This window comes from Sphingomonas tagetis (assembly GCF_024211275.1).
In the GTDB taxonomy this organism is placed as follows: Bacteria; Pseudomonadota; Alphaproteobacteria; order Sphingomonadales; family Sphingomonadaceae; genus Sphingomonas; species Sphingomonas tagetis.
Window position 1 is genome coordinate 1 of record NZ_JAMLDX010000021.1, and the last position, 25,000, is coordinate 25,000.

Here is a 25,000-nt window from a genome sequence, read left to right on the forward strand (position 1 = left end):
GGTGCCGGCCCGCTCGCCCACCCCGCCACCCATCAAAGATACCCTGAAGTGGGTGGCGGGGTGGGGGAGCGGGCCGGCACCGCCAGTCGCGTGAGCGACTCAAAAAAATCAGAAAAACACCTTCCGCAAACTCAGCTTCACCGTCCGTCCGAGCGGATCGAGCAGCGCCGGCTGGTAGCTGATCGGGGTCGCGCCGCTGGCGTCGGTGACCTTCAACCGGCTGTCGAAGACATTGTCGACCGACAGCGTGATGCGCGTGCCTTGCAGCCAGCGATTGTCGCGCACGAACTTGAACTGCGGCCCCAGCGTCGCGAACAGCCGCAAATTGACGGTCGCGAAGTCGTCGAAGCGCAGCAATTCGCTGCTCGATGCGCCGCCGCGCACGGTCGTCGCGCTGTTCCAGTCGGCGTTGAGGCGCAGGCCGATTCCGTCGCGCACCACGCCCGCGCGCAGCTCGACCTGATGGCGCGGCGAGCCGCCGCGGCTGCCCGTCGCCGCGCCGTTGAGCAAATCGAGCTCGGGCAGGCCCTGGCGAATAACGAGCTTGTCGGTCAGTGCGATCGTGTGGAACAGGCCGAGCTGAAGCCGTCCGCCGCCACCCGGGCCACCGCCACCGCCGAAACCGCCGCCGCGCCCACCAAAGCCGCCGCCGGGACCACCGGGTCCGCGCTGCCCGCCCTCGCCGAAGCGGCGCTGGCCTTGACCCGGTCCGCGCTCGCCTTGTGGCGGTGCTTCGCCGCGCGCTTCGGCGGCCTCGCGGGCCGCCTGCCGCGCCGCGCGCTGCGCCTGGAACTGCTCGGCCATCTTCTTCGCCAGCGGCGAGGTGATCGATTTCGAGAAATTGAGGCCCCAGCGGATCTGCTCGCGCTCGCTGCGCAGGAAGTTTACCGGGCGGTTGTCGATGCGGATCAGCGTGCCCGAACCGTCGCGCGTGAAGCGGTCGGGGAACGCGGCCTCGATCGCTGCGGTCGCGGTCGGGAAGCTCGCGATCGGGTTGCGGATCACGCTCTTGTTGTAGTCGACATTGAGCGTGAGGTCGGTGTCCTTGAGCGGCCGCAGATTGAGGCCGAGCTTCATCACGCTGCGGTTGTCGGCGATCAGGTTCGGATTGCCGCCGTCGATCCGCGTGATGTCGACGCTGGCGCCGCGCACGAAGTCGAACACGCGCACATTGGGCGTGGTGATCGTCGGATTGCCGAGCTGCTGCGCCGACGGCGCGCCTTCCTCTTCGGTGAACGAGGCGACGAAGCGGACTTGCTCGATCGGCGACCAGTTGGCGCCATAGCCATAAGTGATCAGCGTGCCGAAGTCCGACAGCTGCTCCAGTTCGACATTGGCGTTGAGCGAGAAATTGCCGAGCGGCGAGAGGATCGCGCGGCTGCGGCTGGCGATCGGCAGGTCGATATTGGCCTGCACCGCGCCGCTGTCGCGCCCGATCGAATTGGTCGAGAACAGACCGGAGCGGAGCGATTCGCTGTCGAGATCGCTGGTGCGCGCCGATGCGCGCACGCTGGTCGAGATGTCGCCCGCAGGCAGCGCGGCAAGCGAACCGTTGACCAGTGCGTCGAGCGATCCGACGTTCGAAACCGAGACCGCACGGTCGGTCAACCCGGTCTCGCGATCGGTCAGCGTGCGATTTTCGTTGCGGTCCCAATTGCCGGTGACCGACCAGCGCCATTTGGGCGAAAGGTCGCCATTGAGCGAGAAGCCGCCATGAAGCGTGCCGCTGTCGCTGCTCCGCAGCAGCGGGTTGGTGCCACCCGTGCTCGGCAGTCCAAGCAGCGATTCGTTCCAGTTCTGCTCCAGCCGCAGGTTCGCGGTCGCCGCGACCTTGCCGATGTTGCGGCTGTACACGCCATTGACCGAGAGGCTCTGCGTATCAGGCAGCAGCGTGCGATATTGCGAATCGGTATTGGTCGTGACGACGTCGCGCTCGCGTTCCAGCAGGCTCGAATCGCGCTCATATTCGGCGGTGACGTTGACGCGTCCGTCGCGGTTGAGGCGCAGCATGTTCAGCTCGACCTCCTCGCTGTCACGTCCGCCCGCCGTCGCGATGCCACCCTCGACCTCGGCTGTGATCGCGCGGAAGCGGCGGCGCAGCACGATGTTCACGACGCGCTGGTCGGCGCGGTAGCCGAGCTTGAGCGCCGCTTCCTCGGGGAGGATGTCGATTCGCTCGATCGCCTCGGGCGGAATGTTGCGGATCTCGGAGAAGCCCGAGATGCGCCGGCCCGACAGCAGCAGCACCGGCCCGCCGCTGCCGCGTCCGCGCCCGCTGCGCGTCTGCGGTTCGAGCTCGGTCAGCAATTCGGCGAGCGAGCCGACGCCATAGGCGCGGATGTCGGCGGGATTGAGCGACAGCTCGGGTTTGACGTCGCCCGGCACCGCGCCGCGCAGCTCGCCGCTGACGACGATCTCCTCGCCGTCGACCACATCGCCGCCGCCGTCGCCGGTTTCGGGCGGCGGCGTTTCACCGCGCTGCGGCGCTGCGGCAGTCTCCTGCCCCGCAGCCATCGCCATCGGCGAGGCCGCCATCATCAACCCGCTCATCACCCACGCAACGCGACGCATTTACGAACCTCATGTCATCAACGGCTTCGCCGTTTAATCAATTTATCTGATTTGTCACACCATTAGGACGTGGCGGTCCTGTCGGTGAGCGAGGCTCTAAACGCCGTTTGTCGCAAAATTGTGCCGGTGCGCAAAAAGTGCACCGGACCCGGAGTCCGGTCAGGCCTTGGCGCCGTCCTGCATCTGCGCATGGTGCCGGATCACCTCGTCGATGATGAAGCGCAGGAACTTCTCGGAAAATTCGGGGTCGAGATCGGCTTGCGCTGCCAGCTCGCGCAGCCGCGCGATCTGACGGTCCTCGCGCCCCGGATCGGCAGGCGGCAGCCCGGTTTCCGCCTTGTGGCGTCCGACCGCCTGAGTGATCTGAAAACGCTCGGCGAGCAGGAAGACGAGCGCCGCATCGATCCGGTCGATGCTCTGGCGATAGCGTTGCAGCGTCTCGTCGCTCATTTTCCATTCCCGTTTCCGCACCGGCCCGCTCCCCCACCCGGCCACCCATGGAATACATTGCCGTTGGGTGGCCGGGTGGGGGAGCGGGCGAAGTAGCCTAAGGCTCCAGCGATGCAAAGCATCGATGGACGGGCTATGAGGGCGGTGCCGTGCCCAATTACGCGCCTTCTTGCGTCGCTTTCACCCATAGGCAACCCCCATGCACTTGCCTTTACGGGTGCCAGCGGCCAAATCGCCCGGACATGAGCGCGACCATCCATCGTATCGGCCGGGATGCCGAACCTTCGCTCGAGCCGATCATCGCTTTGGTCGCGGCCGACATGAACCTCGTCAATGCGGTGATTCTCGACCGCATGCAGTCGCAGATCCCGCTGATCCCCGAGCTGGCCGGGCATTTGATCGCGGGCGGCGGCAAGCGCATGCGGCCGATGCTGACCATCGCCAGCGCCAAGCTGCTCGATTATTCGGGCACGCGCCATCACAAGCTCGCCGCGACGGTCGAGTTCATCCACACCGCGACGCTGCTGCACGACGATGTCGTCGACGGCTCCGACCTGCGCCGCGGCAAGCGCACCGCCAATCTGATCTGGGGCAATCCGGCGAGCGTGCTGGTCGGCGACTTCCTGTTCAGCCGCAGCTTCGAGCTGATGGTCGAGGACGGCAGCCTCAAGGTGCTCAAGATCCTGTCCAACGCCAGCGCCGTGATCGCCGAGGGCGAGGTCAACCAGCTCACCGCCGCCCGCCGCATCGATCTCGGCGAAGAACGCTATCTCGAGATCATCAACGCCAAGACCGCCGCGCTGTTCGCTGCTGCCTGCCGCATCGCCGCGGTGGTGGCTGAACGGCCCGAGGGCGAGGAGGCGGCGCTCGATGCCTATGGCCGCAACCTCGGCATCGCCTTTCAGCTGGTCGATGACGCGATCGACTATGTCTCGGACGCCGGGACGATGGGCAAGGATGCGGGTGACGATTTCCGCGAGGGCAAGATGACGCTCCCGGTCATTCTCGCTTATGCCCGCGGCAATGACGAAGACCGCGCTTTCTGGAAAGAAGCGGTGTTGGGCCGCCGCGTGTCCGACGAAGACTTTGCCCATGCCGTCGAACTGGTGCGGTCTAGCCGCGCGGTCGACGACACACTCGCCCGCGCGCGCCATTACGGCCAGCGTGCGATCGATTCGCTCGGCATGTTCCCGGCGAGCGCGGCGAAGGACGCGATGATCGAGGCGGTCGAGTTCGCCGTCGCCCGCGCTTACTGAGTTTGATGCGCCTCACGGCGCCGCGTCCGCGCTAGCGGACCCTATTCAGGCCGCGCGCGCGCCTGCGGATAGGCGCCGAGCATGTGCATCGACTTGGTGTGGAAGCGCAGCTCGTCGAGCGCGCGATCGACCGCCGGGTCGCCGGGCCGCCCGACGATGTCGCAGTAAAACTCGGTCGCAGCGAACGATCCGCCGCGCTGATAGCTTTCGAGCTTGGTCATGTTGACGCCGTTGGTCGCGAAGCCGCCTAGCGCCTTGTAGAGCGCGGCGGGGACATTCTTCACCTCGAAGATGAAGGTGGTCATGAACATGCCATGTTCGCGCAGCGGCGGCGCGGTGCGCGCCAGTACGACAAAGCGGGTCATGTTGTGGTCGGCATCGGCGACGTCGTTCTCGAACACCGTCAGGCCATAGAGCGGCGCGGCGCCCGGCGGCGCGAGTGCGGCGACCGCGGGGTCGCCCTCCTCCGCCACCACGGCCGCAGCGCCGGCGGTGTCGGGATAGGTGAGCGGCGAGATGCCCTGCGCCTTCAGCCAGTGATAGCATTGGCCGAGCGCCTGCGGATGGCTCATCGCCTGGCGCACGTCGGCGCGCTTGCCGAGGCCCATCAGCGCGTAGCGGATCGGCAGGAAATGCTCGCCGGTGATGACGAGTCCCGATTGCGGCAGCAGGAAGTGGATGTCGGCGACGCGCCCGTGCAGCGAATTTTCGATCGGGATCATCGCGCAATCGGCGCGGCCCTCGCGGACGGCGTCGATCGCATCCTCGAAGCTGAAACAGGGCAAGGGGAGGCCGGTGGGGAAGGCTTCGAGCACCGCGATATGAGAATTGGCGCCCGGCGCCCCCTGGAACGCGACGGCGCGTTTGGGTTCGGCCAAAGCGGCTTCGGTCATCCGCGCCACGATCGGGCGCGCAGGCGCGGCGAAATTGTCCATTGGCGGGCGCGCTTAGCCGGGTGACGGAGGCACCGCAAGCCTATGGGCAAGTGCATCGGGCAAGTCCGGGTTGCGGTGTCGGAAAGCGCTGACTAAAGGAACCGCCAAACGTCAGGCATCAACTGGGGCAGAACGAGCGCGCAATGGACAATCGCATGAACACGATCGCAGGCTGGGTCCTGTTCGGCTGCGCGTCGGCACTGGGCCTCTCGATCGCGAGCGGCATGATCTACAAGAGCGGCCACCCTGAAAAGGAAGGCTATCCGGTCGAGAGCGCTGACGGTGCCGAGGGCGGCGGTGCCGCCGAAGCGGCCGAGCCGATCGCGGCGCGTCTCGCCAAAGCCGATCCCGCCAAGGGCGCGGCTTCCTTCGCCAAGTGCGCGGCGTGCCACACGATCACCACCGGCGGCGCCAATGGCGTCGGCCCGAATCTGTGGGCAGCGGTCGGCAAGGTCCACGGCCACGCCGCCGGCTTCGCCTATTCCGACGCGCTGAAGGGCGTGCCAGGCAACTGGACGTTCGAGGCGCTCGACGCCTGGCTGGCTTCGCCGCGCAAATACGCGCCTGGCACCAAGATGACCTTTGCCGGGCTCTCCGACCCGCAGGAACGCGCCAACGTCATCGCCTATATGAACGCGCAGGGTTCGAATCTCCCGCTCCCCGCGGCCGATGCCGCACCGGCGGCGAGCGAGGCCGAGGGCAACGTCGCCGCGGGTGGCAATGTCGTCGAGCCGTCGAACGCCGCGACCCCGGCGACGGGTGCGCCGTCGGTCGATCCGGCCGCTGCGGTCGAGGCTGAAAAGAAGAAGTAAGCGTTTCGCTTCCCGTGGGAAGCTGAGGACATCGAGCGGCAGCCGGGCACACTGGCTGCCGCCTTTTCTTTGCGCGCTACTGCCCGCTCTTGTCCTTGTAGAAATCCTGCACGATCTCCCAGCCCTCTTCCGCGGTCTCGCAGAAGTGGAACAAGTCGAGGTCGCGCGGAGAGATTACGCCTTCCTCGCACAATGCCTCGAAATTGACCACACGCTGCCAGAAGGCCTTGCCGTAGAACAGCACCGGGATCGGCGCGATCTTGCCGGTCTGGATCAGGGTGAGCAGCTCGAACGATTCGTCGAACGTGCCGAACCCGCCCGGAAACACCGCGACCGCGCGTGCGCGCAGCAGGAAGTGCATCTTGCGCAGCGCGAAATAGTGGAACTGGAACGACAGCGCGGGGGTGACATATTGGTTCGGCGCCTGCTCGTGCGGCAGCACGATGTTGAGTCCGACCGTGTCGCAGCCCTTTTCGACCGCGCCGCGATTCGCCGCCTCCATGATCGACGGCCCGCCGCCCGAGGTGACGACGAAGTGGCGCTTGCCGGTCTCGTCGGCGGGATAGCAGCTGGCGAGGCCCGCCAGCTCGCGCGCGACGTCGTAATATTTGGACTTCTCGATCAGCCGTTCGGCGATCTTGCGCGACTGGTCGTCGGTGGCAAGGTCGAGCAGCGCTTGCGCCTTTGACGGCTCGGGAATCCGCGCCGAACCATAGATCACGAACAGCGAAGCGATCTTCGCCTCGTCCATCAGCAGGCTGGGCTTCAACAATTCGAGCTGGAAGCGCACCGGGCGCAGATCCTCGCGCAGCAGGAAGTCCATGTCCTGAAAGGCGAGGCGATAGGCGGGATGCTCGGTCTGCGGCGTGCTGACTGCGGTCTGCGCGGTCTCGGCATCTTCGCGGGCGCGCGGAAAGACGCGCGAAGGCACTTTGGTGTCTGTCATCCGCAGCTTCTAATTCAAAACATCAGCGGCAGAAAGGGCGTCCGCCCATGTCGAAATGCAGATGGTTGTAGTGCGCGGCGTTGTAATCAGGGCTGAGCACGGTCGAGAAGCGCCGGCACGCAGATTTGCGCACGACCTGAAGGAATTCGCGCGCCGCTTCGTCCTGCGACCGCCAGTCGCGCTCGACGGTGATCCGCCGTCCGTCGCGCAGCACGAAGGCGGCGATATCGACCGCATTGCCGAGGCCATGCTCGGACACACGCGCCGCCGACGCCGCGCTGCCGCCGATCACGCCGCGGCACGAATAGCTGCCGAACGTCTCGACCCGCACCAGCTCACCGTCGAGAATCTCGCGCGCCGCCGGCACCGCTGCGTTGCGCACCCAGCCGATAAAGGCGCGCGCCAGCGGGCAGCGCATGCCCTTGAGGTTGGTGACCGGCAGCCCGATGTCGATCAGCTGCACCGCGCCGATGACCTGACACCCACCGCCATAATCGCGGTCGGGCAATGGGCTGAACCGCACTTCGGCTTTGGACAGGTCGGCGAAACATTGCTGAGTCTCCCGGGTGGTCGGCAGGTTGAGCGTCACCGGGCCGCGCGGATCGGGGCGGACCGGCTTGCGCGGCGGCTCGCGGTCGCCGCCGAACAGGCAGCCGGTGAGCAGCGCGGGTAGTATGAGGGCGGCAACCAGGCGGGTGAAGCGCATGTCGCACGGCCTAACCGATGACGGCGCGCGCCGCCACCGGCCGACCGGCGGCTTGCGCTCAGCCGTTCGCCGCGCCGGGCGGCGGCGACACGCTGACGATGCGCAGCCCCCGCCGACGGCCGTCGCGGTCGGGCCACAGGATCTCACGGCCTTCGCGCATGCCGATCAGCCCCGCGCCGACCGGCGTCAGGATCGAAACCTTGTTCGCCGCGATATCGGCGTCGGCGGGCATCACCAGCTGTACCGAGCGCCGAGCGCCGCTGCCCTCGTCGACAAAGTCCACGCGGGCATACAGCGATACCACCCCGTGCGGCAGATCATCCGCGGCATGCACGTCGGCGCGTTCGAGTTCGGCCATCAGGCGCCGGGACAGCTCCGGTTGGGACGGCTCGATTCGCAGCGCCAGTTCGGCGATCGCGTCATATTCGCTGTCGATCACATGGAGCGGGGGAAGCGCCGTTTCCGGCGCGACGGGATTGGGAGTCATGATTGGCCTTTCGATCACGGATGCGCCCAGGCTGGCCGCAGACGCGATACAACCGTGGCGAATTTGAACTGAGTGAGCGTCCCGGGCCTTACGGGCTGCCGCCGGATGAAAGGCCCGGGCTAGGCGCGTGCCGCCGATTGGCCCGCATGGATGCGGTGTCGCTCAAAGAGGGCCGGGCGGTTCATCGCCTGAAGATGGGCCGCGTGATCCCTCAAGTCAAACGCACCGCCGCCCGATCGCCAAAGATCGATTGACACAGTGCAGCAAATCTCTAGGGCCGCCCACGGGCCACGCGGTCCCAACGCCGCGCGTGCTCTCTGCAAGGAGAGACTGACATGACTGAGTTTGTTGCCGCCGACGCCGGTATTGCGTCCATTGCCAAGCCCGCCACCAAGCCGGCTCGCCCCCATTTCTCCTCCGGTCCCTGCGCCAAGCCTCCGGGCTGGGACGCGTCGAAACTCGCGGTCGAAGTGCTCGGACGCTCTCACCGCTCGAAGCTCGGCAAGGCACGGCTGCAATATGCCATCGACCTGATGCGCGAGATGCTCAACCTGCCCGACACGCATCGCATCGGCATCGTGCCCGGTTCCGATACCGGCGCGTTCGAGATGGCGATGTGGACGATGCTGGGCGCGCGCGGCGTGACCACGCTCGCGTGGGAGAGCTTTGGTGAAGGCTGGGTCACCGATGCCGTCAAGCAGCTCAAGCTCGACCCCACGGTGATTCGCGCCGATTACGGTCAGCTTCCCGATCTGACGCAGATCGACTGGAGCACCGACGTGCTGTTCACCTGGAACGGCACCACCAGCGGCGTGCGGGTACCGGACGGCGAGTGGATTCCGGCCGACCGCGAGGGGCTGACCTTCGCCGATTCGACCAGCGCGGTGTTCGCCTATGACCTGCCGTGGGACAAGATCGATGTCGCGACCTTCTCGTGGCAGAAGGTGCTCGGCGGCGAGGGCGGCCATGGCGTGCTGATCCTCGGCCCGCGCGCGGTCGAGCGGCTCGAAGCCTACACCCCCGCCTGGCCGCTGCCCAAGGTGTTCCGCCTGATGGCCAAGGGCAAGCTCGCCGAGGGCGTGTTCAAGGGCGAGACGATCAACACCCCGTCGATGCTGGCGGTCGAGGACGCGATCTTCGCGCTCGAATGGGCCAAGGGTCTGGGCGGTCTCGACGGGCTGATCGCGCGTTCGAACGCCAACGCCGCCGCGCTGCAGAAGCTGGTCGCGGAGCGCGACTGGCTCGGCAATCTCGCGGCCGACGAGTCGATTCGCTCGACCACCAGCGTGTGCCTCACCGTCGAGGGTGCGGACGAAGCGTTCATCAAGACCTTCGCCGCGCTCCTCGAAAAGGAGCACGCCGCCTATGATGTCGCCGGTTACCGCGATGCCCCTGCGGGCCTTCGCATCTGGTGCGGCGCGACGGTGGATACCGCGGACATCGAGGCGCTCGGGCCATGGCTCGACTGGGCCTACGTGACCGCCAAGGCCGGCTGAGCTTCCTGCATTTCTGTCGGCCGCCCGGCGCGGCCGCCACATCTCCAGATTCAATTGAAAGGCATCGACATGCCCAAGGTACTTATTTCCGACAAGATGGACCCCAAGGCCGCGCAGATCTTCCGCGAGCGCGGCGTCGAAGTGGACGAGATCACCGGCAAGACGCCGGAAGAACTCAAGGCGATCATCGGCCAGTATGACGGCCTCGCCATCCGCAGCTCGACCAAGGTGACCAGGGAAATCCTCGACGCCGCGACCAATCTCAAGGTCGTCGGCCGCGCCGGGATCGGCGTCGACAATGTCGACATCCCCTCCGCCAGCGCCAAGGGCGTGGTGGTGATGAACACCCCGTTCGGCAACTCCATCACCACTGCCGAGCACGCCATCGCGCTGATGTTCGCGCTCGCCCGCGACCTGCCCGAGGCCGACAAGTCGACTCAGGCCGGCAAGTGGGAGAAGAACCGCTTCATGGGCGTCGAGGTCACCGGCAAGACGCTCGGCCTGATCGGCGCGGGCAATATCGGCTCGATCGTCGCCGACCGTGCGCTCGGTCTCAAGATGAAAGTCGTCGCGTTCGATCCGTTCCTCTCGCCGGAGCGCGCGATGGAGCTGGGCGTCGAGAAGGTCGAGCTCGATCAGCTGCTCGCGCGTGCCGACTTCATCACGCTGCACACGCCGCTGACCGACCAGACGCGCAACATCCTCTCGGCCGAGAATCTCGCCAAGACCAAGAAGGGCGTGCGCATCATCAACTGCGCGCGTGGCGGGCTGGTCGACGAGGCGGCGCTCAAGGAAGGGCTTGATTCGGGCCATATCGGCGGCGCGGCGCTCGACGTGTTCGTGCAGGAGCCGGCCAAGGAATCGCCGCTGTTCAACACGCCGAACTTCATCTCGACCCCCCACCTCGGCGCGTCGACCAACGAAGCGCAGGTCAATGTCGCGATCCAGGTCGCCGAGCAGATGGCCGATTATCTCGTCACCGGCGGCGTCACCAACGCGCTCAACGTGCCGAGCCTGACCGCCGAGGAAGCGCCGCGCGTAAAGCCGTATATGGAGCTCGCCGAGAAGCTCGGCAGCCTCGTCGGTCAGCTCACCACCGGCGATCTGCCGCGCGTGTCGATCCACAGCGAGGGCGCGGCGACCGAGGTCAACCAGAAGCCGATCGTCAGCGCGGTGCTGGCGGGCTTCCTGCGCACCCAGACCGACACGGTCAACATGGTCAACGCGCCGTTCCTCGCCAAGGAGCGTGGTATCGAGATCCGTGAGGTGAAGACCGAGAAGGAAGGCGATTACCACACGCTGATCCGCGTTTCGGTCAAGACCGATCTGGGCGAGCGTTCGGTCGCGGGCACGCTGTTCAACCACAGCCAGCCGCGGCTGGTCGAGCTGTTCGGCATCAAGGTCGAGGCCGATCTGACCGGCCACATGCTCTATGTCGTCAACGAGGACGCGCCCGGCTTCATCGGCCGGCTCGGCACCGCGCTGGGCGAGGCGGGGGTCAATATCGGCACCTTCCACCTCGGCCGCCGCGAGGCCGGCGGCGAAGCGGTGGTGCTGCTCTCGCTCGACGAGGCAGTGACGCCTGAACTGATCGCCCATGTCCGCACGCTGCCGGGGGTGAAGACCGCGCGGGCGCTGAAGTTCTGACGGCCAACCTTTCGTGTCGAGCGAAGTCGGGACGCAGGTCCCTCGACTTCGCTCGGGACGAACGGGGTTTGTATGTCGGAGCGTCGGGATTAAGGGGGCGGAATGAACGGACTGCTGCCCGAAGGCTTTCATGATCGCCTGCCCCCGCATGCCGATGCGGCGGCGGCGCTCGAGCGGCGCGTGCTCGATGTCGCGCGGCTCTACGGTTACGAGCAGGTCGATCCGCCGCTCGCCGAATTCGAGGAATCGCTCGGGCAGCGGCTGAAGGCGGGCAGCGCCAAGGATGCGGTGCGCTTCACCGATCCGGTCTCGCGCCGCACCCTGGCGATACGGCCCGACATCACCGCGCAGATCGGCCGTATCGCCGCGACGCGCATGGCGCACCATCCACGCCCGGTGCGCCTGTCCTATGCCGGGCAGGTGCTCAAGCTGCGCGCCAGCGAGCTACGTCCCGAGCGCGCGATGCGCCAGATCGGTTGCGAGCTGATCGGCCGCGACAGCGTCGCCGCGGCGCGCGAGATCGTGACCGTCGCCGTCGAGGCGCTGGAGGCGGCGGGCGTCCCCGGCCTCGCGCTCGATTTCACGCTGCCCGATCTGGTCGAGCAGCTCGCGCCGGACATGGCGGCGGACCAGCTCCAATCGCTCCGTGCCCGGCTCGACGCCAAGGACGCGGCAGGCGTCGCGGCGATCGATCCGGCGTTCCTGCCGCTGATCGAGGCAGCAGGGCCGTTCGATGCGGCGATCGCCCGGCTGCGCGCGCACGACACGAGCGGCGTGCTTGGCAGCCGGCTCGACGGGCTGGAAGCGGTGGCGCAGGCGGTCGCGGGCAAAGTGTCGCTGACGCTCGATCCGACCGAACGGCATGGTTTCGAATATCAGAGCTGGATCGGCTTCTCGCTGTTCGCGCAGGGCGTGCGCGGCGAGATCGGACGCGGCGGCAGCTATTCGGTGATCGGCGCTGCCGGTGACGAGCCCGCGGTCGGTTTCTCGCTGTTCGCCGACCCCATCCTCGACGCGAGGATCGCGAATGGCGACCGCCGCCGGCTGTTCCTGCCGTTCGGCACCGATGGGCAGGCCGCGGCGACGCTGCGGGCGCAGGGCTGGGTCGCGGTCGCCGCGCTCGATGCCGAGGACAGCGCCGCGGCGCAGCTGTGCACGCACGAGCTGCGCGACGGGGTGCCTGCCGCGCGCTAGGCGAGCACCGCCTCCCATTCGGGATGCTTGCGGATGTACGCAGCGACGAACGGGCATTGCGCGATGACCTTGAGTCCACGCGCTTTTACGTCGGTCAGCGCGTGCAGGATCAACCGGCTGGCGATGCCGCGGCCTTCCAGCGCGGGCGGTACCACGGTGTGCGTGAAGGTGATCGTGTCGCCGTCGATCGTGTAGGCGGCGAAGGCGGTGTGCCCCTCGACCGCCAGCTCGAACCGGCTGCGTTCGGCATTGTCGATCACGCTGTCTGAATCCATCTGTCTGCCCTCGATTGCTGCCGTTCGGGCGCAATGATAGCGATCGGTGAAGGGAGGACAAATCCTTGAAATTCCGGACACTGACGCTGTGCCTGATCTTCCTGATGCTCGGCGCCTCGCGCTTGCCGGGCAAGCTCGTCCGTCCTGGCGAGACCATTCAGTGGTCGATGGGCGATGGTCTGAAACTGTACCGGCTCGGCGGGATGACCGCGGTGTTCGACCGCGTGCAATGCGCGCCGCTTGGCGAGGGGTGCGAGGACGGCGATGTCGAGCCGAAACTGACCATCCGCACCGCCGATGGCCAATCGGTCACCCTCGAAGCGTCGTCGATGTCGAACACGCTGATGCTCGGCCGCCTTTCGAAGGACGGTCCGGTTGCCGCCTTTTTCCAGAGCTATTCGGGCGGGATGCATTGCTGCCAGCAGTTGCAGGCGATCGTGCCCGGACCGGACGGGCTCAAGGTGGTCGATCTCGGCGCCTATGACGGGGCGGAGATCGGCTGGCCAAAGGATCTCGATGGCGACGGCGTCCTCGATTTCGTCGTCAGCGATGACCGTTTTCTCTACGCCTTCGAAAGCTATGCCGGCAGCGTCGCGCCGCCCCTCGTGCTCAACGTGATCGACGGGAAGAAGGTCGATGTCTCGGCCGATCCGCGCTTCCGCAAGGTCTTCGAAGCGGCTGCGGCAGAGACCCGCAAGGCGTGCATCAAGGAGGAATTTCCCAACGGCGCCTGCGCCGCTTACGCCGCCAATGCCGCGCGGCTCGGCCAGCTCGCCGCCGCCTGGCCGGCGATCCTCAAGGAACACAACAAGCTCAACCGGACCTGGCCGGATGGCTGCAAGGTGGCGCGCGACGAGGAGTATAACTGCCCGGAAGGACAGGGAATCGAATATCCCGATTATCCCGTCGCTTTGCGCGCATATCTTGCGGAACTTGGTTATATCCCCGCCGCATGAGTGACCCCCGCGAGCTTCTTCGCACCACCTTCGGTTTTCCCGATTTCCGCGGCGTCCAGCGCGACGTGATCGACCGCGTGCTGGCGGGCGAGCGCACGCTCGCCGTCATGCCGACCGGCGCGGGCAAGTCGCTGACCTATCAGCTGCCCGCGGTGATGCTGGAGGGGACGTGCCTCGTCGTCTCGCCGCTGATCGCGCTGATGCACGACCAGCTGCGCGCCGCCGAAGCGGTCGGCATCCGCGCGGCGACGCTGACCAGCGCCGACGACAATCGCGACGAGACGATCGACCGTTTCCGCCGCGGCGATCTCGACCTGCTCTATGTCGCGCCGGAGCGCGCCTCGGGCGAGGGCTTCCGCAACCTGTTGCGGCAGGCGCCGCTGTCGATGTTCGCGATCGACGAAGCGCATTGCGTGTCGGAATGGGGCCATGACTTTCGCCCCGATTACCGCCTGCTGCGCCCGCTGCTCGACGCGTTTCCGGAATTGCCCCGGCTCGCGCTCACCGCCACCGCCGACGCGCATACCCGCGCCGACATCCTCGACCAGCTCGGCATCCCGCACGATGGCCTGATCATCGCCGGATTCGATCGGCCCAACATCCGCTACGCCATCACCAACACCGCGTCGAAGGGCTCGGCGATCGCCTCGCTGGTCAAGCGCACGCCGGGCGCGGGCATCGTCTACGCCACCTCGCGCGACCGCACCGAGAAGCTCGCCGCCACGCTCGCCGGCACCGGCCGCCCGACGCGCTTCTACCATGCCGGCATGGCCCCCGATCAGCGCCGCCGCGCGCAGGCCGAGTTCGTCCGCTCGGAGGACATGGTGATGGTCGCGACGATCGCCTTCGGCATGGGCATCGACAAGCCCGATGTCCGCTTCGTCGCGCATGCCGGCCTGCCCAAGTCGATCGAAGGCTATTATCAGGAGAGCGGCCGCGCCGGGCGCGACGGCGATCCGGCGGTGGCGCACCTGTTCTGGGCGCCGGGCGATTTCACCCGCGCGCGCGAATGGCTGGCGGAAATGCCCGAGAATCGCCGCGCGTCCGAACGCGCCCGGCTCGATGCGCTTGCCGGGCTGGTCGAGACCGCGCAATGCCGCCGCGCGGTGCTGTTGCGCTATTTCGGCGAGTCTCCGCCCGAACGCTGCGGCAATTGCGACAATTGCCTCCATGCCCCCGGCGTGCAGGATGCCACCCAGATTGCGCGCAAACTGCTGTCCGCCGTGTACCGCACCGGCCAGCGCTTCGGCGTCGGCCATCTCGAGAAGGTGCTGGCCGGCGCGCGCGACGAGCGGATCGACAAATGGGGCCATGACCGCCTCTCGGTGTTCGGCGTGGCCGATGCCGAGGAGATGGTGCTGGTGAAGCCGGTCGCACGCGCGTTGCAGGCGCGCGGCGTGCTGGTGCCCAACGAACATGGCGGGCTGGCGCTTGGCGGCAATGCCCGCGAAATCCTGCGCGGCGAGGCGAAGGTCGAAGTCGTGCTGGCGGCCGAGCCCGAACGCGGCGGCCGCAAGAAGCGGGGCGAGGCCGCCGCCAGCCTCGCCGAAGCCGACACGCCGCTGTTCGAGGCGCTGCGCGCCAAGCGCCGCGAGCTGGCCGAAGCGGCGAGCGTCCCCCCTTATGTGATCTTCCACGATTCGGTGCTGCGCGAGATGGCCGTCCGCCGCCCGCAGGACCGCGCCACGCTGGCGACGCTCATCGGCGTCGGCGAGCGCAAGCTCGATGCCTATGGCGACGCGTTCCTCGCAGTGATACGCGAAGGCTGAGGAGAGACTTCATGGCCGACATCCGCCGCATCAACGACCGTATTTCGGTCGCCCCGCAGATCGATCCCGCCGATGTGACCGAACTGGCGCGGCAGGGCTTCGTCGCGGTGATCAACAACCGCCCCGACGACGAGGATGCGGGCCAGCCCGCGGGCGAGGCCGTCCGCGCCGTCGCCGAGACGCTCGGCCTCGCCTATCACGCGATCCCGGTGACGCATGCCGGCTTCTCGGCGCATCAGGTCGAGGCGATGGGCGCCGCGATGGATGCCGCCAACGGCCCGGTGCTCGCCTATTGCCGCTCGGGCACGCGCTCGACCAACCTCTGGGCGCTGGCCGAGGCGAGCAAGGGCGAGGATCCCGAGGAGCTGATCGGGCAGGCGGCCGGCGCGGGGTATAATATCGGCGGCATCCGCCCATTGCTCGACCAGCTGTCGGGCAAGTCGTGAGATGAACTGGTGGCTCGCCGCGGGCTCGCTCGCGGCGGTGCTGATGCTGGCCGGGATCGCATGGGCGCTCAGGCTCGGCGGCGAAAACCGGATCGCGACGCCCGCGGATGCGTCGCGGATCGCCGAGGACTGGATCGCCGGGTTCGAGGCGCATGACGCGGTGATCTGCTCGAACGGCAGCGGAGCGCTGGTATTCGGCACCCGGGGCAGCGTCGCTTTGATCCGGCCGAGCGGCGCACGGTTCATCGTTCGCGAAATGCGCAACCCGCGCTGGCGATCGTCCGAATCCGGACTCGAAATCGAGACGGGTGACCGCACACCGGTACGGCTGTATCTGCCGCAAGCCGAAGCAGCGGCGCTCGGGGCAAGGCTGGACGCCACTGCTGACAATGATGTAAGCAACTCGCGTGCCTGACCTGCCCAATCCCGTCGATCTCGCCGTCCCGGCCTTCGTCCTGCTGGTGCTGGCCGAGATGATCGTCGCGCGCTTCAGGGACCGCAGCCGCTATTGCCCGCGCGATACGCTGACCTCGCTGATGCTCGGCTTTGGGAGCACCATCGCGGGCGTGCTGGCGGGCGGCATGGTGTTCGCGCTGGCGAGCTGGGTCCACCAGTTCCGGCTCTTCGACATCGGCTATGCCTGGTACTGGTTCGCGATCGCCTTCGTGCTCGACGATCTGGCCTATTATGTCTTCCATCGCTCGGCGCATCGCGTGCGCTGGTTCTGGGCGAGCCATGTCATCCATCACAGCAGCCAGCACTATAATCTGTCGACTGCGCTGCGGCAGACCTGGACCGGCTTCTTCAGTCTTGGCTTCTTGTTCCGGCTGCCGCTGTTCCTGATCGGCTTTCCGCCGGCCATGGTGTTCTTCGTCGCGGGCGTGAACCTCGTCTACCAGTTCTGGATTCACACCGAAGTGATCGGGCGCATGCCGCGCTGGTTCGAGGCGGTGATGAACACGCCGTCGCACCACCGCGTCCACCACGCGACCAATGCGCGCTATCTCGACCGCAACTATGCCGGCGTGTTCATAGTCTGGGACAAGCTGTTCGGCACGTTCGAGGCGGAGCGCGACGACGACCGGCCGCGCTATGGCATCGTCCACAACCTGCCCGACTTCAATGTCTTGCGGGCGGCGTTCCACGAATGGTGGGGCATCACAAAGGACGTGTGGCGCGCGCCGAGCTTGTACGCACGCCTCGGCTATATGTTCGGCCCGCCGGGCTGGAGCCCTGACGGCAGCCGCGATACATCCGAGACGATCAAGGCCCGCTGGCAGGCGCGGCAGGAGCGGGGGCAACATTGGAAGAAGCCGATATCGTCGTCATCGGTGCCGGGTCCGGAGGCAGCGCCGCCGCGGGCCGCCTGAGCGAGGGCGGGCAGTATCGCGTCGCCGTGCTCGAAGCCGGCGGGCGCAACAGCAGCTTCCGCACGCTCATGCCCGGCGGCATCGCGATGCAGACGCCGCAGACCAATTGGGGGTTCGAGACGGTGCCGCAGCCGGGCCTCAACGGCCGCCGCGGTTACCAGCCGCGCGGGCGGGGCTTGGGCGGGTCGAGCGCGATCAACGCGATGCTCTATGTCCGCGGGCATCGCTGGGATTACGACCATTGGGCTGCGCTCGGCTGCACCGGCTGGAGCTGGGACGACGTACTGCCGGTATTCAAGCGCAGCGAGGCCAATGAACGCGGTGCGGACGAATGGCATGGCGGAGAGGGCCCGCTTCACGTCAGCGATCAGAGCTTTGCTCACCCCGGTTCGCACGCGTTCGTCGAGGCGGCGGAAGTGCTGCAAATCCCGCGCAATGACGATTTCAACGGCGCGCGGCAGGAGGGCGCCGGACTCTATCAGGTGACGCAAAAGGGCGGGCAGCGCTGGACCGCGGCGCATGGCTATCTGACGCCGCGCGACAATCTCGAGGTGATCTGCGACGCCACCGTCGAGCGCGTGCTGTTCGAGGACGGCCGGGTCTGGGGCGTCGCCTATTCGCGCGGGGGGCAGTCGAAGGTCATCCGCGCCCGCCGCGTCGTGATGGCGGGCGGCGTGTTCGGCACCGCGCAGTTGCTGATGCTGTCGGGCATCGGACCGGGTGAACATCTGCAGGACATGGGCGTGCCGTTGCGCGTCGATCGCGGCGAGGTCGGCGGCAATTTGCAGGACCATCTCGATTATGTCGCCGCGTTCGAGACCAAGGGCAGCGAGTTTCTCGGCCGGTCGCTGGTCGGATCGCTCAAGGGCCTGGCGGGAATCGCGCGCTGGATGCGCAACCGCACCGGCGTGATGACCTCGCCCTATGCCGAGGCGGGGGCATTCCTGCGCAGCGATCCGTCGCTGCCCGCACCCGACATCCAGCTCCATTTCCTGATCGCGATCGTCGAGGATCACGGGCGCGCGAAGATCAAGGCGCATGGCTATAGTTGCCATGCCTGCGTGCTGCGGCCCGAGAGCCGCGGGACGGTGCGGCTGCAATCGCTCGACCCGCGCGCCGCGCCGCTGATCGATCCGCAATTCCTCAGCGATCCGCGCGACCTCGCGGCGCTGATGCGCGGCACGCGGCTGATGTACCGCATCCTCGAGCAGGAACCGCTGGCGCGGTTCGGCGGGCGCGACCGCTATCCGATCGATCTGCACGACGATGCCGCGCTGGAGCGGCTGATCCGCGCACGGGCGGACACCATCTATCATCCGGTCGGCACCGCGCGGATGGGGTCGGACGAAGAGGCGGTGTGCGATCCGCAGCTGCGTGTGCGCGGGGTCGAGGGACTCTATGTCGCCGATGCTTCGGTCATGCCGCGGCTGATCGGCGGCAACACCAATGCGCCGAGCATCATGATCGGCGAGCGCTGCGCGGAGTTTGTTCGCGCCGATCTTTGATCGGCGAGCGGGCTGGTGCCACGTTCAGCGTAGCTGACCCCAAACAAAAAAACGGGCCGGTGGATCTCGCCACCGGCCCAGTCGTCCGCAGGAGGAACAAGGTGAGGGGCCGCGCCACCGGCGCGGCCCCAATTCGGTCAATAGTTGTAGGCGCGTTCGCCATGCTCGTTGATGTCGAGGCCTTCGGTCTCGACTTCCTTCGAGGGGCGAAGCCCGATCGTGTATTTGAGCGCCAGGAACAGCACGGCGCTGACAATGCTGGTCCACACGATGGTGGTGCCGACCGCCCAGATCTGGGTGATCACCTGACCGGCCATGTCATAGGCGCCGGCCTTGGCGACGGGCGCGGTATAGTCGATCCAGCCCTGGCCGCCGAGCGCCGGGTCGGCGACGATGCCGGTCCCGATCGCGCCGATGATGCCGCCGACCGCGTGGATGCCGAACACGTCGAGTGTGTCGTCATATTTCAGCGCGTTCTTCACCGTCGTGACGAAGAAGAAGCAGACCAGCGAGGCGACCGCGCCGAGGATGATCGCGGTGCCGGGGTGGGCGAAGCCCGCCGCCGGGGTGATCGCGACCAGGCCGGCGACGACGCCGGAGGCGGCGCCGAGCAGCGAGGGCTTCTTGTGTACGACCTGCTCGATGATCGCCCACATCGCGCCCGCGGCCGCGGTGGCGGTGAAGGTGTTGATGAACGCCAGCGCGCCGAACGCATTGGCTTCGAGACCCGAGCCCGCGTTGAAGCCGAACCAGCCGATCCACAGCAGCGAGGCGCCGATCATGGTCATCACCAGGCTGTGCGGCGGCATCGGCTCGTTCTTGTAGTTGAGCCGCGGACCGATCACGAGGCAGCCGATCAGACCGGCGACGCCCGCGTTGATGTGCACCACGGTGCCGCCCGCGAAATCGAGCGCGCCCCAGCCCCACAGCAGGCCGCTGTCATCCGGCGCGGCATGCAGGAAGTCCGGGCCAGCCCAGTACCAGACCATGTGCGCGATCGGGAAATAGGCGAGCGTCAGCCATGCGACCACGAAGATGATCAGCGGGGTGAACTTCACGCGCTCCGCGAACGCGCCGACGATCAGCGCCGGCGTGATGCAGGCGAAGGTCATCTGGAAGATCACGAAGATATATTCGGGCAGATAGACGCCGTTCGAGAAGGTCGCCGCGAAGGTCGTCGGATCGACGCCGGCCAGGAAGACCTTCGAGAAGCCGCCGACATATTTGTTGAGGTCGCCGCCATTGGTGAAGGCCATCGAATAGCCCCAGGCGAACCACACGAGCGCCGCGACGCAGACGATCGTCAGCACCTGCATCAGCACCGACAGCATGTTCTTGGTGCGCACCAGGCCGCCATAGAACAAGGCGAGCGCGGGCACCGACATCATCAGCACGAAGGCCGATGCCACCAGCATCCAGGCGACGTCGCCCTTGTTGACCATCTCGGCGGTCGGGGTGAACGCGGTCGTCGCCGCGGCGGCCGCCGGGGCCGCGGCCTCGGTCGCATTCTCGAGCACTTCGGCGACGTTGCCCGCCGCATCCTGTGCCCAGGCGGGCATCGCCGCGAACATCGCGGCTCCCGTCCCGGCGATGAGCTTCAAAGCAGTTTTCATCGATACCCCCTTGATTACAGCGCGGTCTGGTCGGTCTCGCCGGTGCGGATGCGCACGGCCTGTCCGACATCGAGGACGAAGATCTTGCCGTCGCCGATGGCGCCGGTGTTGGCCGCGGCCTGGATCGCTTCGACCACGCGGCCGGCGAGATCGCTTGCGCAGACCACCTCGATCTTGATCTTGGGCACCATATTGGTGCTGTATTCCGCGCCGCGGTAGATTTCGGTCTGGCCTTTCTGCCGCCCGAACCCCTTAACCTCGGTCACGGTCATGCCCGCGACACCCAACTCCGTGAGTGCCTCTCGGACGTCATCGAGCTTGAACGGCTTGATGATGGCGATGACGAGTTTCATTCCGCCCCCTTTCGCAATGGACCGAAATGAGTAGTCGCAAGGGACGTGCCAGAGTCGAAATCGGGAGGATTCCGCCAGAGTCGGCTGGAGCGGTCGTTACCGAAAGGTAAAAAATTGTGCAGGCGCGAATGTGCGCCTAATTTTTAGGCAGCGCCGAGTGCTGCGCGTGCAATAGGCAAATCCTTGTCATCGACCATCACGCGGACAGGAATGAGCGCGGCGATGCTGCCCTCGACGATGCTCGATCCGGCATCGAAAGCGAACGCCATGATCCCCTCGGCTTCCAGTCTGCCGATGATGATATGCGCTTCAGGCGGCGAGTAGCGGCCGAGTTCGACCAGCGCCATCACTCGGCCGCCGTTCCGCCCACCGTCAGCCCCTCGATCAGCAGTGTCGGCTGGCCGACGCCGGCCGGCACGCTCTGCCCGCCCTTGCCGCACATGCCGACGCCTTCGTCGAGCGCGAAGTCATTGCCGATGCCGGTTACCTTGGTCAGGCAGGTCGGACCGTCGCCGATCAGCGTCGCGCCCTTGATCGGCGCGCCGATCTTGCCGTCCTCGATCTTGTACGCCTCGGTGCAGGAGAAGACGAACTTGCCCGAGACGATGTCGACCTGCCCGCCGCCGAAACTCTTGGCGAAGATGCCCTTCCTGACGCGCGACAGCAGTTCGGCCGGATCGTCCTTGCCGCCCTTCATGAAGGTGTTGGTCATGCGCGGCATCGGCGCGTGCTGGAAGCTCTCGCGGCGGCCATTGCCGGTCGGCTCGACTCCCATCAGCCGCGCGTTCATGCGGTCCTGCATATAGCCTTTGAGGATGCCGTCCTCGATCAGCACGGTTTCGCGCGTCGGCGTGCCCTCGTCGTCGATCGACAGCGAGCCGCGGCGGTCGAGGATCGAGCCGTCGTCGACCACGGTCACGCCGGGCGCCGCGACGCGCTCGCCGATCCGGCCGGAAAAGGCGCTGGTGCCCTTGCGGTTGAAATCGCCTTCCAGCCCGTGGCCAACCGCCTCGTGCAGCAGCACGCCGGGCCAGCCCGGGCCGAGCAGCACGGTCATCTCGCCCGCCGGGGCATCGACCGCGTCGAGATTGACCAGCGCCTGGCTGAGCGCCTCGTCGATCGCGCGGTTCCAGGTTTCCGGCTGGAACAGCCGGTCATAGAGCGCGCGGCCGCCGGTACCGTAGCTACCGGTCTCGCGCCGCCCATTGGCCTCGACCACGATCGACACGTTGAGCCGCACCAGCGGGCGGATGTCGGTGGCGACGAAGCCGTCGGGGCGGACGATCTCGACCACGCTCCACGATCCGAGCAGGCTCGCCGACACCTGCACCACGCGCGGATCGCGCGCGCGGGCGGCGGCGTCGATCGTCTGGCAGAGGTTCACCTTGTCGGCGAAGGGGACGAGGTCGAGCGGGTCGGCGTCGGTATAGAGATGCCGGTTGGTGCGTCCCGGGGCGGCCGCCAGCGGCCCCGTGGCGGGATCGATCAGCGCCATCGTCTCGCCCGCGCGGCGGATCGCGGCCTCGCTGATCTCGTTGGCATGCGCGAAGGCGGTGGTCTCGCCGCTCACCGCGCGCAGGCCGAATCCGGAATCGGTGTTGTACGACGCAGTCTTCAACCGCCCGTCGTCGAAGCCGAACGCCTCGGACTTGCGATATTGCAGATAGAGTTCGCCATCCTCGGCCTTGCCGAGGATCGCGGCGGTCAGGCGCTGCGCGGCGTCGGCATCGAAGCCGTCGCGATAGAGGAAGCCACGGGGATCGCTGTACATCCCCGGAATATAGTGGGGTTAAACGCTCGCGCCAGCCGGATGATCTGGCAATTCCGACTGATCGGCGCCATCCGCCACGCCCCCGATCAGCACGAAGCGGCGGTCGCAATAGCCGCAATCGACATAGCCATGCTCGTCGATCTGCAGGAACACGCGCGGATGACCCAGCGATGCGGCGATGCCGGCATGCGCGCCGTCGCAGGCGACGCGGGCGTGGGAGACGCGGGTGACTTCGGGCGGTGCGATCATGGTGCAGCGGTTAGCAAAGCCATGGCCCGCCCTCAAGTCACATGCCTTCCATCACCTTCCCGCCCTCGGTTGCGCAGGTTTCGGCGAGCTTGGGCAGGGCGGCCGCATCGATCAGTGCCGCGGCGGCCTCGAGCCCGGGCTTGACCGCGGCGCTACCGCTGCGGCCGACGATCTTGCCGATATAGTACATCAGCATCGCATCGACGCCGGCCTTTTGCGACGCATCCTTGAGCTGTTCGGACACGGTGATCATCGCTGCCGCGCATTTCGCGTCGGCCAGATCGGCCGCCGACGGCGCTTTCTGTGGCGCGAGCATCAGAGCAAGGACGAGCGTGACCGACATATCGTGATCCCCCAATGGTTTGTGCATGGGTGCCGCCGCGCGCGCGGCTTGGCAACCGGTTTCGCTTGCCAAGCCGCGCGCGCCGCCCCAATTCCGCAGCCATGAGCGACGCGGCGATCGAGATCGAAGGGCTTTCCAAGACCTATCAGGGCGGCAAGCAGGCGCTGAGCGACGTCAGCTTCGCCGTGCCGCGCGGGCAGATCTTCGGACTGCTGGGGCCGAACGGCGCGGGCAAGTCCACGCTGATCAACATCCTGGCGGGGCTGGTCAACAAGAGTGCGGGCCGCGCCAGCGTGTGGGGCTTCGACATCGACCAGCACCCGCGCAACGCCAAGCGCGCGATCGGCATCGTCAATCAGGAAATCCTGTTCGATCCGTTCTTCACCCCGGTCGAGACGCTCGAGATCCAGGCCGGCCTCTATGGCGTGCCCAAGGCCGAGCGGCGCTCGATGGAGCTGCTGCGCGCGGTGCATCTCGAGGACAAGGCGCACGCCTATTCGCGCACGCTGTCGGGCGGGATGAAGCGGCGGCTGATGGTTGCCAAGGCGATGGTGCACGCGCCGCCGGTGCTGGTGCTCGACGAGCCGACCGCCGGGGTCGACATCCAGCTGCGCCAGCAATTGTGGGAATATGTCCGCGGGCTCAACGCCAGGGGCGTGACGGTCGTACTGACGACGCACTATCTCGAGGAAGCCGAGCAATTGTGCGACCGTATCGCGATCATCAACCACGGCCGGCTGATCGCCAACGAGCCGACTCGCGAGCTGGTCGGCAAGACTCAGGAAAAGGCGGTCGAGGTGACCGTGGACCGCGACATCACCGCGCTGCCCGACAATCGCTGTTTCCTGCGAATCGAGCAGAAGGGCGAGCGCACGCTGGTCATCACCTATGCCAAGGACAAGGCCAATGCCGGTGAAGTGCTCGGCGCGGTGCAGGCGGCGGGGTTCGGGATCGTCGACGTCTCCACGCGCGAGGCCGATCTGGAGGACGTGTTCCTCAGCCTGACCAACAGTTGAGCGCCTGACTCCGCGTGCGCGCACGCGCGCGAGTCCTTATATATGTTGGGGCGGGTCGATGTGGCAGTTCAGCGAAGCTGAATTCAAACTAGGGCAATTTGCCTTTGCCTTGCGCGTTGGCATCGTGGCCGCTGGCGTTGCTCAGGAAAACCAGCCCCATCAGCACTCCGCCCAGCAGCACCGACAGGCCGATACCGATCGCCATCGCGATCGACGCGTGCAGCTGGAACTCGCCGAGCGACAGATAGAGCGCAGCGACCGCGATCACTGCCGCCGCCAGTGAAATGAGCCCGACCAGCTTGAACATCCGGCGGTAGCGGAGCCGGACGAGGCCGGCGGCGGTTGAATTGCGTTCCATGCCCTTTCATTTGGGTGCGAAACGTGGGAATCTCAATCGCCTCAACAGGGATAAGGAGACTCGCGATGACGATCGCAGCGATCCTGGGCGGCAAGGGGCAGGATGTCATCACGATTACCGGCGAGCGCAGCGTGCGCGACGCGGTCACATTATTGTCCGAACGGCGAATCGGTGCGGTCCCGGTGATCGAGGGCGGCGCGGTTGCCGGCATCTTCTCCGAACGCGACGTGATCCACTGCCTTGAGCGCGAGGGCGCGGCCGCGCTCGACAAGCCGGTGCGCGACGTGATGACCGCACCGGCGATCACCGTTGGCCGTGGTGAGCCGGTACTGTCTGCGATGTCGCTGATGACGCAACGGCGCATCCGCCATCTGCCGGTGGTCGAGAATGGCGCGCTGCTCGGTCTCGTCTCGATCGGCGATCTGGTCAAATACCGGATCGAGCGGATCGAATCGGAGGCCAACGACCTGCGCGCT

Annotated in this window: 27 protein-coding genes (1 of these 27 cut by a window edge); 13 read left to right on the top strand and 14 right to left on the bottom strand. The window is 66.9% G+C overall.

Annotated elements, in window-relative coordinates:
* Positions 1–108 precede the first annotated feature (108 nt).
* Both M9978_RS19565 and M9978_RS19570 read right to left on the bottom strand, forming a co-directional pair.
* Complete coding sequence (locus tag M9978_RS19565) at positions 109–2,571, bottom strand: TonB-dependent receptor (RefSeq protein WP_254296216.1); 2,463 nt, start codon at positions 2,569–2,571, stop codon at positions 109–111.
* A 159-nt stretch (positions 2,572–2,730) separates the two neighbouring features.
* A complete protein-coding gene (locus tag M9978_RS19570; RefSeq protein ID WP_254296217.1) occupies positions 2,731–3,021 on the bottom strand; it encodes a chorismate mutase in 291 nt (96 codons plus the stop codon).
* 242 nt (positions 3,022–3,263) lie between these two features.
* On the opposite strand from M9978_RS19570, the gene M9978_RS19575 reads away from it, so the two are divergent.
* On the top strand, positions 3,264–4,277 hold the full coding sequence (locus M9978_RS19575) for a polyprenyl synthetase family protein (protein ID WP_254296218.1): 1,014 nt from the start codon (positions 3,264–3,266) through the stop codon (positions 4,275–4,277).
* A 41-nt stretch (positions 4,278–4,318) separates the two neighbouring features.
* Here M9978_RS19575 and M9978_RS19580 read toward each other — a convergent pair whose 3' ends face one another.
* Complete coding sequence (locus tag M9978_RS19580; protein WP_254296219.1) at positions 4,319–5,212, bottom strand: prephenate dehydratase; 894 nt, start codon at positions 5,210–5,212, stop codon at positions 4,319–4,321.
* A gap of 143 nt (positions 5,213–5,355) precedes the next feature.
* On the opposite strand from M9978_RS19580, the gene M9978_RS19585 reads away from it, so the two are divergent.
* Positions 5,356–6,024, top strand: a complete 669-nt coding sequence (locus M9978_RS19585; protein WP_254296221.1) for a c-type cytochrome — start codon at positions 5,356–5,358, stop codon at positions 6,022–6,024.
* A gap of 76 nt (positions 6,025–6,100) precedes the next feature.
* On the opposite strand, the gene M9978_RS19590 is transcribed toward M9978_RS19585, so the two are convergent.
* From M9978_RS19590 to M9978_RS19600, 3 genes are read right to left on the bottom strand one after another with little or no spacing between them, the layout of a single operon-like run.
* The gene (locus M9978_RS19590) at positions 6,101–6,970 is read right to left on the bottom strand and encodes an LOG family protein (protein ID WP_254296222.1); all 870 of its coding nucleotides are present in this window, start codon (positions 6,968–6,970) and stop codon (positions 6,101–6,103) included.
* A gap of 22 nt (positions 6,971–6,992) precedes the next feature.
* Positions 6,993–7,676 (bottom strand): extensin-like domain-containing protein, encoded by a 684-nt coding sequence (locus M9978_RS19595; protein ID WP_254296223.1) that lies wholly within the window; start codon positions 7,674–7,676, stop codon positions 6,993–6,995.
* 58 nt (positions 7,677–7,734) lie between these two features.
* Positions 7,735–8,115, bottom strand: a complete 381-nt coding sequence (locus M9978_RS19600; RefSeq protein ID WP_254296224.1) for a GreA/GreB family elongation factor — start codon at positions 8,113–8,115, stop codon at positions 7,735–7,737.
* Positions 8,116–8,498: 383 nt separating this feature from the next.
* On the opposite strand from M9978_RS19600, the gene M9978_RS19605 reads away from it, so the two are divergent.
* From M9978_RS19605 to M9978_RS19615, 3 genes are all read left to right on the top strand, one after another.
* Positions 8,499–9,659 carry a phosphoserine transaminase gene (locus tag M9978_RS19605; protein ID WP_254296225.1) on the top strand — a complete coding sequence of 387 codons (1,161 nt, stop codon included), beginning with the start codon at positions 8,499–8,501 and terminating at the stop codon, positions 9,657–9,659.
* 69 nt (positions 9,660–9,728) lie between these two features.
* Entirely contained in the window at positions 9,729–11,306 is a 1,578-nt protein-coding gene (gene serA / locus M9978_RS19610; protein ID WP_254296226.1) for a phosphoglycerate dehydrogenase, read from the top strand.
* 102 nt (positions 11,307–11,408) lie between these two features.
* A complete protein-coding gene (locus M9978_RS19615) occupies positions 11,409–12,500 on the top strand; it encodes an ATP phosphoribosyltransferase regulatory subunit (RefSeq protein WP_254296227.1) in 1,092 nt (363 codons plus the stop codon).
* Here the strand turns inward: M9978_RS19615 and M9978_RS19620 are convergent.
* The gene (locus M9978_RS19620) at positions 12,497–12,775 is read right to left on the bottom strand and encodes a GNAT family N-acetyltransferase (RefSeq protein WP_254296229.1); all 279 of its coding nucleotides are present in this window, start codon (positions 12,773–12,775) and stop codon (positions 12,497–12,499) included. The two genes, M9978_RS19615 and M9978_RS19620, sit on opposite strands and share 4 nt — an antisense overlap.
* Before the next feature lie 65 nt (positions 12,776–12,840).
* Here M9978_RS19620 and M9978_RS19625 point away from each other — a divergent pair, with 65 nt between their 5' ends.
* From M9978_RS19625 to M9978_RS19650, 6 genes are read left to right on the top strand one after another with little or no spacing between them, the layout of a single operon-like run.
* Positions 12,841–13,731: a hypothetical protein gene (locus M9978_RS19625; RefSeq protein ID WP_254296230.1), complete on the top strand. Its 891-nt coding sequence runs from the start codon at positions 12,841–12,843 to the stop codon at positions 13,729–13,731.
* A complete protein-coding gene (recQ, locus tag M9978_RS19630) occupies positions 13,728–15,500 on the top strand; it encodes a DNA helicase RecQ (protein ID WP_254296232.1) in 1,773 nt (590 codons plus the stop codon). Before M9978_RS19625 ends, recQ begins: the two co-directional genes overlap by 4 nt.
* Positions 15,501–15,511: 11 nt before the next feature.
* Positions 15,512–15,946 (top strand): protein tyrosine phosphatase family protein, encoded by a 435-nt coding sequence (locus tag M9978_RS19635; protein ID WP_254296234.1) that lies wholly within the window; start codon positions 15,512–15,514, stop codon positions 15,944–15,946.
* A 1-nt stretch (position 15,947) separates the two neighbouring features.
* The gene (locus M9978_RS19640) at positions 15,948–16,361 is read left to right on the top strand and encodes a hypothetical protein (protein ID WP_254296236.1); all 414 of its coding nucleotides are present in this window, start codon (positions 15,948–15,950) and stop codon (positions 16,359–16,361) included.
* Positions 16,354–17,316, top strand: coding sequence for a sterol desaturase family protein (locus tag M9978_RS19645; RefSeq protein WP_254296237.1), 963 nt, complete (start codon positions 16,354–16,356; stop codon positions 17,314–17,316). Before M9978_RS19640 ends, M9978_RS19645 begins: the two co-directional genes overlap by 8 nt.
* Positions 17,250–18,821 (top strand): GMC family oxidoreductase, encoded by a 1,572-nt coding sequence (locus M9978_RS19650; RefSeq protein ID WP_254296239.1) that lies wholly within the window; start codon positions 17,250–17,252, stop codon positions 18,819–18,821. Before M9978_RS19645 ends, M9978_RS19650 begins: the two co-directional genes overlap by 67 nt.
* A gap of 137 nt (positions 18,822–18,958) precedes the next feature.
* On the opposite strand, the gene M9978_RS19655 is transcribed toward M9978_RS19650, so the two are convergent.
* The 6 genes from M9978_RS19655 to M9978_RS19680 form a co-directional block, all read right to left on the bottom strand.
* Positions 18,959–20,434: an ammonium transporter gene (locus tag M9978_RS19655; RefSeq protein WP_254296241.1), complete on the bottom strand. Its 1,476-nt coding sequence runs from the start codon at positions 20,432–20,434 to the stop codon at positions 18,959–18,961.
* Between the two features lie 14 nt (positions 20,435–20,448).
* Positions 20,449–20,787: a P-II family nitrogen regulator gene (locus M9978_RS19660; RefSeq protein WP_066578278.1), complete on the bottom strand. Its 339-nt coding sequence runs from the start codon at positions 20,785–20,787 to the stop codon at positions 20,449–20,451.
* 143 nt (positions 20,788–20,930) lie between these two features.
* A complete protein-coding gene (locus M9978_RS19665) occupies positions 20,931–21,134 on the bottom strand; it encodes a putative signal transducing protein (RefSeq protein WP_254296242.1) in 204 nt (67 codons plus the stop codon).
* A complete protein-coding gene (gene tldD, locus M9978_RS19670; RefSeq protein ID WP_254296244.1) occupies positions 21,134–22,558 on the bottom strand; it encodes a metalloprotease TldD in 1,425 nt (474 codons plus the stop codon). The genes M9978_RS19665 and tldD overlap by 1 nt, the downstream gene beginning before the upstream one ends.
* Before the next feature lie 18 nt (positions 22,559–22,576).
* Positions 22,577–22,807, bottom strand: coding sequence for a zinc-finger domain-containing protein (locus M9978_RS19675; RefSeq protein ID WP_254296246.1), 231 nt, complete (start codon positions 22,805–22,807; stop codon positions 22,577–22,579).
* A 37-nt stretch (positions 22,808–22,844) separates the two neighbouring features.
* On the bottom strand, positions 22,845–23,150 hold the full coding sequence (locus tag M9978_RS19680) for a hypothetical protein (RefSeq protein WP_254296248.1): 306 nt from the start codon (positions 23,148–23,150) through the stop codon (positions 22,845–22,847).
* Positions 23,151–23,251: 101 nt separating this feature from the next.
* On the opposite strand from M9978_RS19680, the gene M9978_RS19685 reads away from it, so the two are divergent.
* Complete coding sequence (locus tag M9978_RS19685; protein WP_254296250.1) at positions 23,252–24,166, top strand: ABC transporter ATP-binding protein; 915 nt, start codon at positions 23,252–23,254, stop codon at positions 24,164–24,166.
* 88 nt (positions 24,167–24,254) lie between these two features.
* Here the strand turns inward: M9978_RS19685 and M9978_RS19690 are convergent, their stop codons facing one another.
* Positions 24,255–24,524 (bottom strand): hypothetical protein, encoded by a 270-nt coding sequence (locus tag M9978_RS19690; RefSeq protein ID WP_254296252.1) that lies wholly within the window; start codon positions 24,522–24,524, stop codon positions 24,255–24,257.
* Positions 24,525–24,589: 65 nt separating this feature from the next.
* Here M9978_RS19690 and M9978_RS19695 point away from each other — a divergent pair, with 65 nt between their 5' ends.
* On the top strand, positions 24,590–25,000 hold the 5' portion of the coding sequence (locus tag M9978_RS19695; RefSeq protein WP_254296253.1) for a CBS domain-containing protein. It continues 18 nt past the right edge of the window; the window shows 411 of its 429 coding nt (coding positions 1–411); its start codon is at positions 24,590–24,592; the stop codon falls past the right edge of the window.

Coding starts and splice junctions, on each gene's coding strand:
- M9978_RS19565 (WP_254296216.1), bottom strand. CDS start 2,571: ATGCGTCGCGTTGCGTGGGTGATGAGCGGGTTGATGATGGCGGCCTCG.
- M9978_RS19570 (WP_254296217.1), bottom strand. CDS start 3,021: ATGAGCGACGAGACGCTGCAACGCTATCGCCAGAGCATCGACCGGATC.
- M9978_RS19575 (WP_254296218.1), top strand. CDS start 3,264: ATGAGCGCGACCATCCATCGTATCGGCCGGGATGCCGAACCTTCGCTC.
- M9978_RS19580 (WP_254296219.1), bottom strand. CDS start 5,212: ATGGACAATTTCGCCGCGCCTGCGCGCCCGATCGTGGCGCGGATGACC.
- M9978_RS19585 (WP_254296221.1), top strand. CDS start 5,356: ATGGACAATCGCATGAACACGATCGCAGGCTGGGTCCTGTTCGGCTGC.
- M9978_RS19590 (WP_254296222.1), bottom strand. CDS start 6,970: ATGACAGACACCAAAGTGCCTTCGCGCGTCTTTCCGCGCGCCCGCGAA.
- M9978_RS19595 (WP_254296223.1), bottom strand. CDS start 7,676: ATGCGCTTCACCCGCCTGGTTGCCGCCCTCATACTACCCGCGCTGCTC.
- M9978_RS19605 (WP_254296225.1), top strand. CDS start 8,499: ATGACTGAGTTTGTTGCCGCCGACGCCGGTATTGCGTCCATTGCCAAG.
- serA (WP_254296226.1), top strand. CDS start 9,729: ATGCCCAAGGTACTTATTTCCGACAAGATGGACCCCAAGGCCGCGCAG.
- M9978_RS19615 (WP_254296227.1), top strand. CDS start 11,409: ATGAACGGACTGCTGCCCGAAGGCTTTCATGATCGCCTGCCCCCGCAT.
- M9978_RS19620 (WP_254296229.1), bottom strand. CDS start 12,775: ATGGATTCAGACAGCGTGATCGACAATGCCGAACGCAGCCGGTTCGAG.
- recQ (WP_254296232.1), top strand. CDS start 13,728: ATGAGTGACCCCCGCGAGCTTCTTCGCACCACCTTCGGTTTTCCCGAT.
- M9978_RS19635 (WP_254296234.1), top strand. CDS start 15,512: ATGGCCGACATCCGCCGCATCAACGACCGTATTTCGGTCGCCCCGCAG.
- M9978_RS19640 (WP_254296236.1), top strand. CDS start 15,948: ATGAACTGGTGGCTCGCCGCGGGCTCGCTCGCGGCGGTGCTGATGCTG.
- M9978_RS19655 (WP_254296241.1), bottom strand. CDS start 20,434: ATGAAAACTGCTTTGAAGCTCATCGCCGGGACGGGAGCCGCGATGTTC.
- M9978_RS19660 (WP_066578278.1), bottom strand. CDS start 20,787: ATGAAACTCGTCATCGCCATCATCAAGCCGTTCAAGCTCGATGACGTC.
- M9978_RS19665 (WP_254296242.1), bottom strand. CDS start 21,134: ATGGCGCTGGTCGAACTCGGCCGCTACTCGCCGCCTGAAGCGCATATC.
- tldD (WP_254296244.1), bottom strand. CDS start 22,558: ATGTACAGCGATCCCCGTGGCTTCCTCTATCGCGACGGCTTCGATGCC.
- M9978_RS19675 (WP_254296246.1), bottom strand. CDS start 22,807: ATGATCGCACCGCCCGAAGTCACCCGCGTCTCCCACGCCCGCGTCGCC.
- M9978_RS19680 (WP_254296248.1), bottom strand. CDS start 23,150: ATGTCGGTCACGCTCGTCCTTGCTCTGATGCTCGCGCCACAGAAAGCG.
- M9978_RS19685 (WP_254296250.1), top strand. CDS start 23,252: ATGAGCGACGCGGCGATCGAGATCGAAGGGCTTTCCAAGACCTATCAG.
- M9978_RS19690 (WP_254296252.1), bottom strand. CDS start 24,524: ATGGAACGCAATTCAACCGCCGCCGGCCTCGTCCGGCTCCGCTACCGC.